Genomic DNA, 17,755 nt, shown 5'->3' on the forward strand with positions numbered 1-17,755 from the left:
AATGTAATGTCGCAAAAAAATTCAGATACCGACGAAAATATCGGCAATATTGGTTGTTTAGAGATACCTAAAGCAGGATTTTTTTACTTGGGTATAATGTTTTGCATCATCAAATCAAATCCAATTTCTATGTTTCAACTACCTATCGACAGCCTGCAAGCTGAGTTTGACCATCATGTAAGCCTTAACCATCTTGTGGTGGAAGCCGAAACCGGGTCGGGTAAATCTACCCGCTTGCCCATGTGGGCGGCAAAACACGGACGCGTTCTGGTTATTGAACCACGTCGAATTGCTTGTACCTCGCTGGCTGAATTTCTTGCGGAGCAATCTGGAGAGCCAATAGGTCGCAAAGTCGGTTACGCGATCAAGCTTCATGCCTACTTTGATGAAAAAACCGAAGTTGTATTTGTGACTCCGGGGGTTGCACTGCGTTGGTTTTCGGAAAACAAGCTAGCAGACTTTGATGTCGTGATAGTGGACGAATTTCACGAGCGACGCTGGGATATTGATCTATTAACCGCCATTTTGAAGCAAGAAAATCAACATCGATTGATCGTCACTTCCGCTACCTTAGAAGGCGAAAAGCTAGCGCGTTACCTGGATGCTAAGCGTCTGCGTTCGGAAGGACGTTGCTTTCCAGTCACGGTGACACATCGTTCCACAGACAGCCGCTATTTACCGAACAAAAAGGGATGTGAACAGGAAGTTGTCGGAGCGGTAAAAGAAGCACTGGAAGATGAAGATGGCGATATTCTTGTTTTTCTCCCAGGACGTAAAGAGATCGCCCAATGCGCGCAGATGCTACAAAGCAGCAGTGATGTCATGGTGGTTAAACTTCATGCCTCGGTCAGTGATGAAGAACGACATCGTGCGCTGACGGTACAAAAGCAACGGAAAGTCGTATTGGCAACCAACGTCGCGGAAACCTCTCTGACCATTCCTAATATCCGTGTGGTAATCGATAGTGGTTTAGAGCGCAGAACTGTACAACGAAATGGACGTACAGCACTGACATTAACCAACATTTCTAAGGCCAGTGCCGCGCAGCGAATGGGGCGAGCAGGTCGCGTTACCGAAGGGGCTTGTATTCGTCTATATGGTGAGCACGCGCCTTTAGAGTTGGTGACACCTCCAGAATTACACAGAGAAGAGCTCGTCGAGCCCATGCTGGCAGCGGCTTGTTGTGGGTACCGTCTCTCAACACTCGATTTTCTCGACTCAATTCCCCCAAAGTCGCTAGAGGCATCTCATTCGACGTTGTTATCTATGGAAGCGATTGATGAGGATGGCAATGTCACGCAGCATGGGAGAAAAGTATATCCACTACCCATTGATGCACTGTTTGCCGATCTCGTTACCAGAATTCAAGCGAAGCCAGAGAAGGAAGCAATGATTGATTTGGCTGCCGCCTTATCTGTGCCTGCGCAGCTCTATCAGCGACAAAGTGGTGAAGTTGCTGAGCTTCTATCTCAAGAGGAGCCATACGGGTGTGATGTCTCTTTGTTGATCCGTTTGGTTCGGGGGGAGCGACTTCCGGGCATTGTCATTGATGCCAGCGCACTCGAAGAGGCACAAGGTTTAGCGAAACAAATGCGAGAAGTATTTGAATTACCGGAACTTGACGTTGCCTCTCGATATAAACGTGAAGCGCTCTTTTTCTCCATCGCCTCATTGCACCCTGAGCTTGTGTTTGTCCGACGAGCTCGTCGAAGGGATGCTCTAGGAAATGGCGTAGTCGAGATGCTGGTTGGGCGTAACAGCCGCTTTCCTGATAAAGAAGAAGCGGCCATCGTGCTAGATAGCCATAGCGTGCCAGGACGAGGCGTTAAGCAAACACTGAACCTCGCATCGGTTATGATGCCTATCCCGCTGACATTATTACGCGAACTTGAGCTAGGGGAGTGGCAACAAGGTGAGACGAATTATGAAGAAGAGACGCCAAGAGCAACAATGCACTTGGTCTACGCCGGGCGAACAATCTGTACTGAACATCAAGCGTTAAAAGGTGATGTTGCTGTTCAGTCTATTGTCGAAATGATAGAAGACGAGACACTGTTACCAGGTTTTGCTTCTCAAAGAAAACAGCAAATCCAACACTGGAAACTCTACAACGCATTGGGCCTTAATGTCGAAGGAGAAGAGGTTAACGACTTGGGCTCCTTGACATTTTCTAGCTGGTTAAAGGATCAGTTGGAAACATTAGGCGTTGAAAACATCGATGATATGGCGTTGTTTGAACCAGAAGACTTAACATTTAACGGTGTTCCAGAATGGGAATACGACGATTTCACGGAGCAGTACCCTTTAGAACTTTCGCTGCCAGAACTCCAACTAGATGTCGAGTATTACGCGTCTCGCAAGCTGGTACAGGTCGTTTATCGAGAGGGAAACCGTAAGGGAGACCCGAAGCGTTGGGAGCTGCCACGTTGGGCGGGTTGGAAGATACAGTATAAAAAGGCCAGTCGAGTGATTGATGTAAAGTAGATCGGCGGATGACGTTGTGACAAGAATTGATATTTTCTTGGTGAATCTATAATAATTTCATATTGATAGCGTTACTTGCGTGTTGTTTTTAGTTTCTTAATTGAAATATTAATCAATTGAATGCTTATATATAGCGAAGCTGTACATCAGTTGTTACAAAGCTGGTTTTAATATTTCCTTTTGTATGTAAATTAGGGCATAAAAGACGAATGTTTTATATCCCATTGCTATATCAAAACAGTTGAACGATATTTGGTATATCTCATTTTCGAGTGTCGGGGGCATAGAATGGATCAACAAGGAAAGACGTGCATTGAATTCGACTACACTAGCTTTTTAGGAGCGACAGGTAGTAAAAAATGGACCTTTTTAGAGGCATTTGCCACCATCGCGCCTATTTTCGGTTTGATGTGGAAACAGAACATTGCGGAATTGCGCAAGCCTGAAGATCGGTTGTGGGATGCCGCATTAAAATCGATGTCTTCTCGTAAAAGTGATGAATCCAATTTGGTCCGCTTAACCCAGCTAGCTAAACATGAAGGGATCAATGAATTGCGAGTCGTTATGCCATATTCGCTCGATGTTCAGCAAATCGAGTACATAGAATCTCGCAGTCAGTTGAAGGTGGATACGTCAGAACAAGATGTCCTTAACATCAAGTTTTAGGCTGAGCATTTCCACTTCATCGATGTACCACTTAACAATAGTGCAATGAAAAGCGACCTCAAAGTAGGTCGCTTTTTTATTTTGAGGTTTTTGTCACAGGTCTTGGAAGTGTGATGAATATAGAGTATTTGCACTTAAATTAACAAAAATGTAACGTTTGGAAATGCAATTGTCATAACTAGCTTCTAACTTTGTGTTTTTAGGACAAATTACCGACTAAGTGGTTGGTACTGTAAGTTCGAATTAACGTCCCTTATTGGCACACAAGGATGATTGAGTCACCACGTCATTTGGGCATAAAAACAAACACAATAAGAAAGGAAGTCAATATGTCTTTGTCTCGTCGAGACTTTATGAAAGCTGCCTCTTCAACGGCGATTGTTACCGGGCTGGTGGGCTGTGGTAGCGATGCTAGTGAATCTGTTGCGGTTACCTTTGAGCACGGAGTGGCGAGTGGAGATCCTACTCAAACACAAGTAATCATTTGGACTCGTGTTACAACCTCAGCGAGCTACGCAGATGTAAGCTGGCAAGTTTCATCTAACGAAAATTTTACTGATATCGTGCAAAGTGGCACTTTTGCCACAGACACGAGCCGAGATTTCACGGTAAAAGTTGATGTTCAAAACCTCAACGCAAATTCTCGCTACTACTATCGATTCATGGTTGGAGATGTCACTAGCGAAGTCGGGCAAACTCAAACATTACCAGAGGGTGGTGTAGAAAAGGCATCCATGGCCGTTGTTTCTTGCGCAAACTATCCTGCTGGTTATTTCCATGTGTATCGAGAGATCTTAAATCAACATGAGCAAGAACCGTTTGATGTGGTACTTCATCTCGGTGATTACATTTATGAGTATGGGGCTGGTGGCTACGCTAGTGAAGATGCTGAGGCACTAGGGCGAGAGCCAAGCAAAGGCACTGAATGCATTACCTTAGATGATTACCGAAAACGGTATGCGCAATATCGCCAAGATGCTGATCTGCAAGCGTTACATGCGAGCCTACCAATGATTGCAGTCTGGGATGACCATGAGCTTGCAAATGATAGTTGGAAAAATGGTGCGGAAAACCATCAAGAAGAGGAAGGCCGCTTTAATGATCGTCGTGCAGCTGCGGCTGCCGCGTGGACAGAATGGTTGCCCGTTCGTGAAAACACTTTCTCAAACATGCTGATTTACCGTCAGTTTTCGTTTGGAAGTTTAGTCAATTTGATGATGCTCGACACGCGACTTGTGGGGCGTGATAAACCGTTGGATTATTTCTCGTTCAGCTCACCAACGATGGAAGCTATTGGCGGTTTAGTTGCCCAGTCGCGCAGTCAAGACCGAGAGCTGTTAGGCGGTGACCAACTCGCTTGGCTGATGGATGCGTTCAGTACGCACGACGCAACTTGGAATGTGCTAGGGCAACAAGTGTTAATGTCTCGTATGGAGTTGCCAAGTTCGGTTATGACCGCGATGTTTCAATTGTTTACTGCCACTGAAGAACAAAAAACAGAGGCGTTATTAGCGGTAAACTCTGCGATTACGGGTTATCTCTCTGACCCAAGTTTAGATACCATTGCTTTGCCATATAACCTAGATGCATGGGATGGTTACTACGTTGAGCGAGAGAACGTTTATCAACTGGCCAAAGCCAGCAGTGGTAACTTTGTCTGTTTGGCAGGAGATACGCACAATGCATGGGCAAGTGAGCTTAAAGACGTATCTAAGCATCCTATCGGGGTAGAGTTTGCGACTAGCTCTGTGAGTTCCCCTGGGTTAGAAGCCTACCTCGCGTTAGACCCTGTTGCGATCACTCAAATGGAATACACGCTGCCGCACTTAGTGTCAGAATTACAGTGGGCAGACATCAAACAGCGTGGCTTTATGCGCGTTACTTTTACGCCCGACAAGGCAGAGGCGACCTGGTATTTCGTATCAACGATTAAAGACAAAACATATCAGGTGACGACCAAGTCAGCCTCTACAACAGATGGCACTACGTTAAATATCGGCTAAACTGAGCCTAATACGAAAAAAGTCCGCAAGCTAGTGCGGACTTTTTATTGGAAAGCATTTAGCAATCTAGCGACAGTGCTAGTCAATCAATCCGTATTCTTTGCTCAGAACTTCGATGATTTCCGCTTTCGGATTCTCACTCAAATGAATCGGCTTGCCTGTAATCTTCTCGGCAATACCAATGTAGGTGCTCGAAATCGCCATCAAAGATTCGACGGGTAAAGCATTATCACGAGCGAGTGCTTCACGCTCTGGCATACGTTCTTTATTTAGCAAGATATCTGGGTCAGGGAAGTGGTTAAGTAGGAACTGGCGGAAACCTTCTTTTGAGTTCTCTACGATGTGACCTGCTTGGTACTCTTTAGCATCCCATATACGAGACGAGTCTGGTGTACCCACTTCATCCATGTAAATCAGCTTTTCATTGCCAGCAGCATCATGAACATAACCAAATTCGAATTTGGTATCGACAAAGATTTGGTCGATTTCTTCTAACGCTTGGCTTATAACGTTAAAGCCTTCTTTCAGCAATTTTTCGTAGAGTGCGATATCGTCAGCGCTTGAGAAGTTAAATGCTTCGTAGTTGTCTACGATGTTTTGACGAGTAATATTTACGTCATCCGCTTCTGGCACACCGGGAATGCCTTTTAGAATGCCTTTTGTGGATGGGGTCATTAGCAACTCTGGCAGTGCTTTGTCTTTTCCTAACCCTTCAGGAAGTTGGATTCCACAAAACTCGCGCTCGCCATTTGCGTAAGCGCGCCACATCGAACCCGTGATGTATTTGCGGCAGATGGCTTCGATTTTTACCGGTTTGGCTTTTTGTACAATCCAAACAAAAGGGTGAGGAATGTCTAGAATATGGCTATCTGCTAAGCCATTTTCTTTGAACAGTTTGAACCAGTGATTAGAAATCGCATTAAGCGCAGCCCCTTTACCCGGGACACCATTAAGACCACCTTCAGCATGCCAAATACAATCGAATGCAGAGATTCGGTCGCTAATTACCATGATAGCCAAAGGCGCATCTGGAGCGACATTGTATCCTTTTTCTTTGATCAGTCGGGCGCTGTCTTCTTCAGTTAACCAGTAAACTGAACGAACTTTTCCACTATGAACGGGTTTATGGGTGCGAATTGGCAGATCGTCATTGACGGCAAGTACTTGATTAGCAAGGCTCATTGCGACATTCCTATCATCTTAATCAAACGTCAGAAAGAGAAGATATTCAGCAAAATGTGGGCGCTGAATAAATCGAATGTGGGCATCATACCAGAACTATTTTAACTCGCCAGAGAAAAAGCAAACGTTTGCCTGTTTTCTTTAATACAAAAAAAGCCCCCTTAAAAAGGAGGCGAGATGCAGGATGGATAACGTCGATCTTGTTAGTGGTACTTATTAACTCTGCCTTCGACGAAAAAGACTTCACACTGATAACGTTGAGCAATATCGCGAAGCATTGATTGATTCATTAGGGCAATCTTGTTCGATGCGACGACAGCGCTAGCGTTACCAGACTGAATAGCTTTAATCACGATTTCCACTTCAGAAAGCTGTTGAGACGGCTTCATCTGAATGATGTTTTTACAGCAAATATTAGAAGCAGTGAGTTGTTCAAAGTCTGGACGAGGGCAGTCTGCTGTAAACAAAATCCATTGTTTCTGCTGCGATAAAACAGCCAGCTTAAATAGAAGCTGATCCGAAACGGCCATGGGCTTAGTTGCTTGTGCCAATACGTTGTAGCGAGAGTATGTATGAGATTGACTTTGTAACTGCATCTTACTGTTCCTTTATACATGCTGTATGCCTATACAGTAGTTTGTTTTGGCGACCTGATCAACAAGTTTCTCAAAAGTTATTTGCGGTTTTTTGAGAAGGAAATAAAAGGATTTTATTTTAAGTAATTGAATTTATTTGTTTATTTTTCATTTCTGATATGTCTAACATCAATTTAAAAATGTGAGGTGAGTAGAAAGTTGGACGAGAGACATACAGGGGTTTACTACTGTATATACAGGTGTTTTTCACGGACAATGGTTTGTATACAGTGGGAGAGGGCTGATAACCGATGCGACGTGCTATGTAAGATAGGAGGGAATACGAGATAGAGATTGGAAATAGGGCTTGGCCGATCAAAAAAGCGCCTTAAAAGGCGCCTTTGAAAATCAGTTCCGTTGATTCCGTCTTGCTTAGCTCGCTCGTTGCAAGCGTTCGCGCATTTGTAATTCGCCTAGGTTAAATAGGCGCACGTCGATTTTCGCCATATCGTAGCAAGCTTTACATGAGTAGTGGTGCTTGCCATCTAAATAATCGTGACGAGTTACAAGGCTAGGTTTTTTACACCAATCACAGGTGCCTTCTTCAGTGAACATTGATTTTCTCCCCACCTAGATTAATTTGAGTCGTTAGGTGTTATTTTGCGCCGGGCATTATGGCATAAAAGCGCGACTTAAGTTAAATGTCTGTTAATTTGTTTGAGAGGGAGATCGATTGCGGCGCTTGATTATATAGGTCTAAAAGCATGCTAGCCAAAGTATCCTGACCTATTTTTACTGTTTTGTAACATTTTGTGAGACGAGCTTAAAGGCATGATTGAGTCGCTTCATTTCTTCTTCACTGCCTCTTGTGTCAGGATGATAAAGCTTTGATAGCTGTCTATAGCGTAGCTTGATTGCTTGTAAATCAGGGATGTGTTGTGGTGTGTAGCCAAACATAGCACACGCGACGCTTAGCTTATGGTTCTCTGCCTGGGTTTTGGATTTCTTAAATTCTTTGAATACTTTCTCTAGCTGGCGTTTCAGTTGCTTGTTCGTAAACTCTAGCTCTTTTATTTTTTTCGCCATTCGTTGATTTTGGCTTTCCTCTTTGGCTTCAAGCGCTTTTCTATTCTGCTTAAGTTTCTTGATTACGAGAAAACTTAAGCCGCTGATGATGAGTATCGCCGCTAGCCAGATCAGCCATAAAAACTGCGAGTGTTCTACTTTGGGGTTTGCAACTGTGCTTTTCTCTTCCTGTGCTTGCTCAGCCTTTTTATCGAGCGACTTTATTTGCGAGACTTGTTTAGCTCGCAGTTGGTTGAAGCGCTGCTCTAATAGTTGATTATAAGCTTGTTCTGCTGCTGGATTATGCTGAGAAGCCATTTGATACAAGGCTTCAGTCAATTGAGAAGTTGTGACCTTATCTGGATTGCGCTGAATAAAATCGGCGAGAAGAAAGCCACGATCGGTTGGGTCATTGAGTGCGATAGAGGTTAGCCAATATAACGCTTGTGTTTCATTTTTTTCACCATTGATCCCTTTAGCAAAGTCGTTCGCGAGCTGTTTTTGTGCAGGGAGGTAACCTTGGTTGGCGGATTGCTCTAGCCAGTAGCGCGTTTCTGGTGAGGCTTCAGCTTCGTTTGATGCCAATAATTGTTGTGCGTACTCATATTGTTCGATGGGGTCATTTGGAGCTTGAGAGGCAAGCGAGTAACCAGAAAAGCTGAGGCTAAATAAGCAGAGTAGGGCAGACGTTTTGACAGACATCAATATGTCAGGCCTAACGATAATGGTTAGGCCTGCTCCGGTAATTTTTTATTATTACCGTTATGGTGCAACCAAATTACTTCAGTGGCAAGATCTGGATTTCAACACGACGGTTGCACGCACGACCTTCAGAAGTTTGGTTTGAGCAAATTGGGTTACGTTCGCCGTAGCCGCGTGCAATTGCACGACCAGGTGCAACGTTTTGAGATACTAGGAATTGACGTACGGACTCTGCACGGCGCTCTGACAACGTTTGGTTGTATGACTCACTACCTGTGCTATCCGTGTAACCGTCAATAACGAGACTGGTATCTGGGTACTCAACTAGGATGCGAGCAACACCGCGTAGAGTATTATGGATACTAGCATCAAGCTGGTAAGAGCTTGAAGAGAAGCCGATACCGTTTTCCATACGCAGTAAAAGCTGATTTTCACCAACACGCTGAACTTGTACGCCAGAGTTTAGCAAAGCGCGACGTAATTCCGCTTCTTGTTGGTCAAAGTAGTAACCAACGCCAGCGCCAGTCGCTCCGCCTGCGGCTGCACCAATGAGTGCATGCTGACGACGTTCTTTAGCATCATCACCCGTTGCTAGGCCGATTGCTGCGCCAGCGATCGCACCAATAAGCGCGCCTTGCGTGGTGGAGTTAGTTTCGTATTCACCCGTTGTTGCATTTTGGCGTTGAGTGGCTTGACAGCCAGTAAGAGCTAGCACTAGAGCTAGTGCAATAGGCATCTTTTTCAAGGGAAAATCTCCGTATAAAACTGAGGCGAAACCATGCCTCATAATGGGATGCGAATTATGAATAAACAAGCATTAATATTTGTTATGAGAAAGTAAGATTGATAAGAGTTTCTGTAAGAAAATTCCTATCAATACTGCCAAAGCTCTCAAAGTAAGCCCTATAGACATCGAAGTCATGGGTGCTTATGTGAATCCTTTACTATTCTGGCTATTTCGATGAATCGCCCAACATTTTGCGTGCTTGTTCGCCGCCCACTCCACGGTTAACTGAAACCTTTCTACCTTTCTTTAAGCCCACTTCGTAGTCTTCAGTTAGGTTTTTCATCGCTTCTTTCAATTGCTTCTTGAACGTTTCGCGGTCAATGTTTTGGAATTCTTTATCAATATAGTCATTAATTTTATTGGCCGACTCTTCATCTGGAGAAATAATTGGCAATTTTTCAATCGCGCCTTCCACCCAGCCAGATACAAATGAGTTCACACGGCGAGTCACTTCCTGAGAAGAGGTGCCGGTGCCAGCAAAGCTGTTTCGGAATTGTCCGGTACTTTCGTTCATCTCGCGATAAACAATATCGAAAGCAAATGCAGCAAAAATAGCGCGATCTGCTTCACCGATAAATTCGACACGTTTGAGCCCTTTGTGATTCAACAATACTGCTTCGACACCGAATTTTGTGTTAATGCCGCGAATCACTCGCAATATGGTAGAACTGATGTTCGCTGGTAGCAGATGAGAAGATTGTGTTTTTCCCATTCTGATGAACTCAATATCGTCTTTATCGAGACCATATTTAAGCATGAGGCGATGTGCCATTTTGATAGCATTGGCAGCCTCATTAACATTAGCGGAATTGCCCAGTTCTAAGCACTTGGCGATTTTTTTCAGAGCTTTTTGTTTATCCATCGACAACCAGTAACGAAAGCAGAAAATTTATGAAGTCAGACATATTACCTTTTTTGACATAAAAACGAAATACAAGGTGGGACTGAAGATAATTTCTGCACATAAAAAGAAGCCTCGCATTAAGCGAGGCTGGCGTTTTAGTTCGTCGTAATCAGTATGAAGTCGTACTTGTGTCTAAGAAGCCATTCTTCATTAAGATTCGTTAGAATTACAACCCGAGCTGGTTGAGCAAGTCATCGGCATCATCGTTTGATCCCGACGATTTAGATTCTTTCTCAGCCAACTGTTTACGTGTTGCCTCTAAAATGTCGTCTGGGTTTTCGTCTTCAGCAACTTCAAACTCTTCCAGTTGGATGAACTCAGTTTTATCCATTGCTAGCTCGAGATAGAAAATATTGTTGTTTTCGGTGGAGAACGTCACTCTGCGCGCTTGAGGGCGGTCAAGGTTGGTATCAACTTGTAAGATAACTTGCTTATTCAGCGCCAGCATTTTTGGTTGGTTTTGTGTGATGTTCGTTTGCAGGTCTTTACGAATTTTATTAGTGAAGTCTCCGACCAGTTGATTCATGAGTTCACCCAGAACATCGCCTACCTCGTCAGAAGTATGAGATATTGCCAGTTCTTCTTCTGGCATGCCCATATTACGCATGTAGTTGGTGTAGATCTCCAGTGCGGCTTTTGCCGTAAAATTAATCACAACTAGCCCGGTAAATCCGCCATCAAACAGAACAAAACAGCCAAAATCTGGTTTGAGGCTAGTCTTGTGGATTTTTTGCACCATTGCTGAATAATTTACTTGAGAAGATGTCGCCGAAGTAAGTACGCCAGAAACAGACTGGCAAAGTTTGAGAAGGATATCTTCAGTGGTCACAATTTTATTTTTTTTCATTCTGAAAACTCATCTAGAAACGCGATTCGTTCCCCAATGTAAGGCATCAAGCGTGAAAAAATAAAGCATAAGTTTAATTATTGTATCGAGATTCTGATTTGCTCGTCTTTTTAAATGTTGTAAAGTGACGAAATTCAAAGAATATTACTTCACTAACTCTTTTGTGGTGTTTTTTTCGCTTAGCGCCAATTTGTATGAGAAGTGAGCAAATAATTACACAACCCGCAGCTGATCGGATCAGCGTCGTAGGGGCAGGAAGCAAATGTTACCAAGATTACACTCGCAAACTGATGTCGATCCTCTTGTTCTTAGTTTTCTGAAAGAGCTTGAGCACGCCGGATTCACTGGTGATATCGAAAGCCAATATTCAAGTCGACTAGCGGTTGCCACTGACAACAGTGTTTACCAGCAACTTCCTCAGTCTGTCGTTCATCCCAAAACGACAGAAGATGTTTCTCTCCTCGGGAAACTGAGCAATAAAGAAAAGTACGAACGAATTACCTTTTCACCTCGTGGTGGCGGCACGGGGACCAATGGTCAGTCGCTAACCAAAGGTATTGTGGTGGATATGTCTCGCCACATGAACAAAGTGCTTGAGATTAATGAGAAAGAAGGCTGGGTTCGTGTACAAACTGGTGTAGTGAAAGACCAGTTAAATGACGCAGTTCGCCCTTATGGCTACTTCTTCTCTCCAGACTTATCTACCAGTAACCGTGCAACGATTGGCGGCATGGTCAACACCGATGCTTCTGGTCAAGGTTCTCTGAAATACGGAAAAACATCCGATCATGTTTTGTCGCTACAAGCGGTGTTTGCTGATGGCTCAGTTCTAGAATCAGACCTGTCCAACGGCTACCCAAAAGAAGACGAGTTTGCTGCCAAGGCGCTACGTGTAACGGAATCCGTATGTCGTGAAAAACGCCAGCAGATCGTAGATAAGTTTCCTCCTCTTAACCGCTTTTTAACGGGCTACGATTTAAAAAATGCCTTGAATGAAGAAGGTGACCGTTTCGATATCACACGAGTACTGTGCGGCGCTGAAGGTTCATTGGCATTCATTACCGAAGCGAAGCTTAACCTGACGCCAATTCCGAAAGCGCGTACTTTGGTTAACGTTAAATACAACAGCTTTGATTCTGCACTGCGTAATGCACCGTTGATGGTCGAAGCGAAAGCGCTGTCTGTAGAAACCGTTGACTCGAAAGTGCTTAATCTCGCGAAGCAAGATATCGTCTGGCACACCGTGAGTGATTTGCTTACCGATGTTCCAAATAAAGAGATGCTTGGCATCAATATGGTGGAATATGCAGGTCAGGACGAAGAAGAAGTTGCAGCGCAGGTTGCATCGCTGACCGCCAAGCTCGATACCATGCTGGAAACAGAAGAAGCGGGCATCATCGGTTACCAAGTCTGTAACGATGTAGCGAGTATCGGGCGTATTTACAACATGCGTAAAAAAGCGGTGGGTTTGTTAGGCGCAGCAAAAGGCCGCGCTAAACCGGTCGCATTTGCTGAAGATACCTGTGTGCCACCAGAAAATCTGGCGGACTTCATTGTAGAGTTTCGAGAGCTGTTAGACAGCAAGTCTCTGAATTACGGCATGTTTGGTCACGTCGATGCCGGGGTGCTTCACGTACGTCCTGCGTTGGATTTGTGTGACCCGCACCAAGAAGCATTGATGCACGAAGTTTCTGATGAAGTGGTTAAGCTGGTGGCGAAATACGGCGGTTTGATGTGGGGTGAACACGGCAAAGGTTTCCGTTCAGAATATGGCCCTGAGTTTTTCGGTGATGAGTTGTTTACTGAGCTGAGACGTGTGAAGGCGGCATTCGATCCACACAACAAAATGAACCCGGGCAAAATCTGTACGCCGCTTGATAGTGGTGCAGAGCTTGTCAAAGTTACCGATACCAAACGTGGTTACTATGACCGTCAGATTGACGTTCAAGTACGTGACAGCTTTAAACAAGCGATGGAATGTAACGGTAACGGTTTGTGTTTTAACTACGATACTAGCTCGCCAATGTGTCCATCGATGAAAGTAACAGCCGATCGTCGTCATTCACCAAAAGGTCGTGCAGGTTTGGTTCGTGAGTGGTTGCGTCAGCTTACTGAGCAAGGCATTGATATTCTTGACTTAGAAAAGCAAACACTAGAAAACAAAACATCAATCAAAACCATGATTGACCGCGTACGTCATTCTATCAATCGTCGTCACGAATACGATTTCTCCCACGAAGTGTATGAAGCGATGAATGGTTGTTTGGCGTGTAAAGCATGTGCGAGCCAGTGTCCGATTAAAGTCGATGTTCCGAGCTTTCGCTCACGCTTTTTAAACATCTATCACTCTCGTTATCAACGTCCTGCAAAAGACTATCTGGTTGCGAACATTGAGACTATGCTGCCGATGATGGCAAAAGCGCCAGGTGTCGTAAATGGTGTTTTGAAGCAGTCGTGGGTGAAAAGTTTAACGGCATCTACGGTCGGGTATGTCGATGCGCCGTTGTTATCAGTACCCACCTTGAAACAACGAGTAGAGTCGCTGACAACGCCTTATGATCTGCAAGCGCTCAGTGGTTTGTCTTCGTCTGAAAAGAGCAAGCATGTTTTAATTGTTCAAGACCCATTCACTAGCTACTACGACGCTGATGTCGTTGAAGACTTCGTTAAGTTATTGAAAAAGCTGGGTATGCATCCGGTACTTCTGCCGTTTAAGCCGAATGGTAAAGCACAACACATTAAAGGGTTTTTACGTCAGTTTAAGGGCACAGCAGCCGACACAGCGAAGTTCTTGGCGATGGTAGCGGATCTGGATATTCCATTAGTTGGCGTCGATCCTGCTTTGGTGCTGTGTTATCGAGATGAATACGCTGAAGTGCTTGGCAGTAAGCGAGGTAATTTCGATGTACTAACAGCCCACGAATGGCTTTACCCAAGACTAGAAGCGTTTGAAAGCGGAGAGCATAAGGCGCAAGAACCTTGGTATCTGTTTGCTCACTGTACTGAGAAAACCAAAATGCCAAATGCGGAAAAAGAGTGGGGCGCTATTTTTGCTCACTTTGGTGCAGTTTTGAATACGGTACCTGTTGGTTGTTGTGGTATGGCGGGTACGTTTGGTCATGAGGTTGATAAGTTGTCGATGTCGAAAGATATTTACAATTTAAGCTGGAAGCCAATCTTAGATAAGTTGGATAACGAGAGATGTTTGATTACAGGCTATTCTTGCCGCAGCCAAGTTAAACGCTTTGAAGGAACGAAGCCCAAGCATCCCGTTCAGGCGCTGTTAACTTTGTTGTAATCGGACTAAATCAAGCCCAGTTTTACTGGGCTTTTTAGAAACCGTATTTAGACCCTTTCAAAGGATATGAATCTTGAGAAAACTTGAACTCAAAGTCCCACCTGTTGTGGTGTTTTTGCTAGTCATACTTTTGATGTACGGACTTAAAGTTTTGACGCCGAGCATGAACATTCGAGTACCCTTTGTTGAATTTGTAGTAGGTGTATTAACTTTGTTGTCTGGCTACATGGGCATTGCTGGCGTGTATGAATTTCGCAAAGTAAAAACCACAGTGAACCCAGTAAAACCTGAAGCGGCATCTTCTGTTGTAAGAACTGGTGTGTTTGCCTTTTCACGCAACCCTATGTACACGGCATTATTGCTTCTAATCATAGCAACTGGTTTGTGGTGGCAGCACTTGAGTGTGGTGCTTTGTGGCGTGATATTTGTCAGTTATATGAATCGGTTTCAAATCAAGCCTGAGGAACGCGTTCTAGAGCGATTGTTTGGTGAGGAGTATGTGGATTATAAAAATCATGTTCGTCGTTGGCTCTAAGCATTGCGTTTAGTTTTGTTTGGATGAGACATAAAAAGAAAGCCCAACGGTCGACGTTGGGCTTTCTTTTAGTAAACACGTTTTTTGTGCGCTTCTGATAGGGCAGTCGACTAGGCTGCCTTAACGAACTTTGCTAGGAATGCATCCTTACGTTCATTAAAGCGGCGTACAAGGTCATCAACCGCTTCTTGGTCATATGGCTTCAAGCCACTGGCAACCATGCGCTTAATACCTTTACCAACGACTTCACCGTCTTCTTTAAACGCAAAGTTTAAGGTGACTACACCTCGTTTTCCTTCTACGTCGAATGTTGCGCCAGTGAAATCCACCTCTGGATGCGTAAGGTCTAAGCGTGAAAATTCGACTTCCATGCTTTCATAAATAACTAATGGACGCTGGCAGTTAATCATCATTTGCTTCTCTTCCATAAGAGGAACCATGATGTGAGGGAAGTTCATACCAGAAAATTGCACGTAATTTGTCACTACATGCTCAATAAATGCCGGATCGTGGTTAGTTTCACCTTCACGGGACATGTGTAAGTATTCTTTACCTGCCTCGTCAACAACAGCGCTTTCTTTGTCACACTTATTTTCAATATGAAGTGCTACACCATCGTTTACCATGCCAGAGAAGTTAAAACGCATCTTTTGGCTAACGCCTTCTTTACTAAGAAGCACAGCGAAAAGTAAATCTCCAGGGACACAAAAGCGTTTGTTGTCTTCATCATGAATTGGGTTGTAGTCACCTGCGACACGTTTTGCAAAGTGGCTTGCTTGTTCGCGAGTGAACTGAAACTGGTGATTAGTGTTTGAAAAATAAGGTGTTAGAAACATAATTTTTACGTAGTAACCAAAACTGTGTGGGATTATATGCGAATATCTGCGTAGCAATGGTCCATCCAGTGAAAACTTCACCGTATCCTAACAATAAGACACTATTTCGGCGGATAAACCGTTAAAAACGCATACTTTAGCAACGCTTTTATTTGTGAAAACAATAAACAACGACCTTTTCGCTCGCCTATCTTTTAAAGTATAGCCATCAAAGTAGACTGGCGTTCATAAATAGTGCCATCAACATGTTTAATCGTATGTAAAAAGGCTCCACGCAGAACGTAGAGCCTTCAAGTCATCATCTGGTTATTCGGTGAAATGCCAGTTATGCTTAATTATCGAACACTTGGTAACAAGCTCTCTGGCATGAGTGTATTGTGGATAGCCAGCTTAAGCAGAGTGTTTGCCTGTTCAATGTCTGGAGCAAAGTAGCGATCTTTATCGTAGAACGATACTCTGTCACGCAGCATTTGTTTGGCAATCTCGATACGCTCAGAAGACTTGTTTGGTGCTCTAAAGTCTAGGCCTTGTGCTGCTGAGAGGTATTCGACCGCCAGAATGCCGCGAGTGTTTTCTCCCATTTCTTTCAATCTGCGAGCCGCGAAGGTTGCCATTGAAACGTGATCTTCTTGGTTTGCTGATGTTGGCAAGCTGTCTACTGACGCTGGGTGAGCGAGCGTTTTGTTTTCACTTGCTAACGCAGCAGAGGTAACCTGAGCAATCATGAAACCAGAGTTCACACCACCATTGTCGACTAAGAACGGTGGCAGTTTTGATAGCGCGCTATCGATAAGTAATGCCATACGACGTTCAGACAAGCTGCCGATCTCGGCAATCGCAAGTGCTAGGTTGTCGGCTGCCATTGCAACAGGCTCCGCGTGGAAGTTACCGCCAGAGATGATGTCACCATCTTCAGCAAACACCAACGGATTATCTGATACGGAGTTCGCTTCTACTTGTAATACTTCCGCCGCATTGCGGATTTGCTGTAAACACGCACCCATCACTTGAGGCTGACAACGCAAAGAATACGGGTCTTGTACTTTTTCACAGTTAGTGTGCGAATCACCTATTTCACTCGATGTGTCTAACAAATGACGGTATGCGAGTGCTGCGTCCATTTGGCTGCGATGACCACGTACACGGTGAATGCGCGGATCGAATGGACGTCGGCTGCCTAGAGCGGCTTCAACAGACATTGCACCACAAACGGTTGCTGACGCGAAAAGGTCTTCCGCGATAAACAGGCCTTCCAATGCGAACGCTGTGGATGCCTGAGTCCCATTTAGTAGCGCTAAGCCTTCTTTTGGCGCCAGAGTGATAGGCTCTAGACCTGCGATTTCTAATGCTTCTTGCCCGGAAATGATATTACCGTTGTGGCGAGCTTGTCCTTCTCCCAGTAATACTGTGCTCATATGGGCTAGAGGAGCTAAGTCACCTGATGCGCCAACAGAGCCCTTTTTAGGTACGCAAGGGTAAACTTGTGCGTTGACTAGGTCGGTCAGCATATTAATGACTTTTAGGCGAATCCCAGAAAAGCCACGAGACAGACTATTGATTTTTAATACCATCATCAGACGAACCGTTTCATCTGACATAAACTCACCGATACCTGCCGCATGAGAAAGAACGATACTGCGTTGCAGTGTTTCTAAATCTTCTGGTGCTATTCGTGTGTTAGCCAATAGCCCAAAACCAGTGTTAATTCCGTAAACCGTTCTATCTTCCGCGATGACTCGGTCTACGACCTGTGTGCTTTCTTCAATGGCCGGAATGGCTTCAGGATCCAAAGTAAGGTTGACTGGTGAACGGCTCACTTGGCGTAGTTCGTTTAAGCTAATATGACCTGGCTTTAGCGTTAAATTTAACAT

General features: G+C 44.5%; 14 protein-coding genes. 5 read left to right on the forward strand and 9 right to left on the reverse strand.

The window, feature by feature from the left end; genetic code table 11:
* Positions 1 to 129: 129 nt before the first annotated feature.
* The 3 genes from R7040_RS01380 (at position 130) to R7040_RS01390 (ending at position 5,153) form a co-directional block, all read left to right on the forward strand.
* Complete coding sequence (locus R7040_RS01380; RefSeq protein ID WP_318081258.1) at positions 130 to 2,484, forward strand: helicase-related protein; 2,355 nt, start codon at positions 130 to 132, stop codon at positions 2,482 to 2,484.
* 288 nt (positions 2,485 to 2,772) lie between these two features.
* Positions 2,773 to 3,150, forward strand: a complete 378-nt coding sequence (locus tag R7040_RS01385) for a hypothetical protein (protein ID WP_005388859.1) — start codon at positions 2,773 to 2,775, stop codon at positions 3,148 to 3,150.
* A gap of 329 nt (positions 3,151 to 3,479) precedes the next feature.
* Positions 3,480 to 5,153 carry an alkaline phosphatase D family protein gene (locus R7040_RS01390; protein WP_213967385.1) on the forward strand — a complete coding sequence of 558 codons (1,674 nt, stop codon included), beginning with the start codon at positions 3,480 to 3,482 and terminating at the stop codon, positions 5,151 to 5,153.
* A gap of 78 nt (positions 5,154 to 5,231) precedes the next feature.
* On the opposite strand, the gene R7040_RS01395 is transcribed toward R7040_RS01390, so the two are convergent.
* From R7040_RS01395 to R7040_RS01425, 7 genes are all read right to left on the reverse strand, one after another.
* The gene (locus R7040_RS01395; RefSeq protein ID WP_005377963.1) at positions 5,232 to 6,335 is read right to left on the reverse strand and encodes a phosphoribosylaminoimidazolesuccinocarboxamide synthase; all 1,104 of its coding nucleotides are present in this window, start codon (positions 6,333 to 6,335) and stop codon (positions 5,232 to 5,234) included.
* A 203-nt stretch (positions 6,336 to 6,538) separates the two neighbouring features.
* Positions 6,539 to 6,931, reverse strand: coding sequence for a SulA-like leucine-rich domain-containing protein (locus R7040_RS01400; protein ID WP_213967386.1), 393 nt, complete (start codon positions 6,929 to 6,931; stop codon positions 6,539 to 6,541).
* A 411-nt stretch (positions 6,932 to 7,342) separates the two neighbouring features.
* Complete coding sequence (locus tag R7040_RS01405; protein ID WP_213892209.1) at positions 7,343 to 7,525, reverse strand: hypothetical protein; 183 nt, start codon at positions 7,523 to 7,525, stop codon at positions 7,343 to 7,345.
* Between the two features lie 177 nt (positions 7,526 to 7,702).
* On the reverse strand, positions 7,703 to 8,677 hold the full coding sequence (locus R7040_RS01410; protein ID WP_017634859.1) for a molecular chaperone DnaJ: 975 nt from the start codon (positions 8,675 to 8,677) through the stop codon (positions 7,703 to 7,705).
* 76 nt (positions 8,678 to 8,753) lie between these two features.
* Positions 8,754 to 9,413, reverse strand: coding sequence for an OmpA family protein (locus tag R7040_RS01415; RefSeq protein ID WP_005377956.1), 660 nt, complete (start codon positions 9,411 to 9,413; stop codon positions 8,754 to 8,756).
* A 217-nt stretch (positions 9,414 to 9,630) separates the two neighbouring features.
* Complete coding sequence (locus tag R7040_RS01420) at positions 9,631 to 10,326, reverse strand: DUF2786 domain-containing protein (protein ID WP_005377954.1); 696 nt, start codon at positions 10,324 to 10,326, stop codon at positions 9,631 to 9,633.
* Positions 10,327 to 10,534: 208 nt separating this feature from the next.
* Positions 10,535 to 11,215 carry a DUF3334 family protein gene (locus tag R7040_RS01425; protein ID WP_005388843.1) on the reverse strand — a complete coding sequence of 227 codons (681 nt, stop codon included), beginning with the start codon at positions 11,213 to 11,215 and terminating at the stop codon, positions 10,535 to 10,537.
* 262 nt (positions 11,216 to 11,477) lie between these two features.
* Here R7040_RS01425 and R7040_RS01430 point away from each other — a divergent pair, with 262 nt between their 5' ends.
* Both R7040_RS01430 and R7040_RS01435 read left to right on the forward strand, forming a co-directional pair.
* Complete coding sequence (locus R7040_RS01430) at positions 11,478 to 14,513, forward strand: FAD-binding and (Fe-S)-binding domain-containing protein (protein WP_318081257.1); 3,036 nt, start codon at positions 11,478 to 11,480, stop codon at positions 14,511 to 14,513.
* A gap of 73 nt (positions 14,514 to 14,586) precedes the next feature.
* Positions 14,587 to 15,048: a methyltransferase family protein gene (locus R7040_RS01435; RefSeq protein ID WP_005377951.1), complete on the forward strand. Its 462-nt coding sequence runs from the start codon at positions 14,587 to 14,589 to the stop codon at positions 15,046 to 15,048.
* 110 nt (positions 15,049 to 15,158) lie between these two features.
* Here R7040_RS01435 and R7040_RS01440 read toward each other — a convergent pair whose 3' ends face one another.
* Positions 15,159 to 15,884 (reverse strand): DUF3581 domain-containing protein, encoded by a 726-nt coding sequence (locus tag R7040_RS01440; RefSeq protein ID WP_017821813.1) that lies wholly within the window; start codon positions 15,882 to 15,884, stop codon positions 15,159 to 15,161.
* A 335-nt stretch (positions 15,885 to 16,219) separates the two neighbouring features.
* Positions 16,220 to 17,755 (reverse strand): histidine ammonia-lyase, encoded by a 1,536-nt coding sequence (gene hutH / locus R7040_RS01445; RefSeq protein WP_206969815.1) that lies wholly within the window; start codon positions 17,753 to 17,755, stop codon positions 16,220 to 16,222.

The organism is Vibrio sp. 1069 (assembly GCF_033340555.1).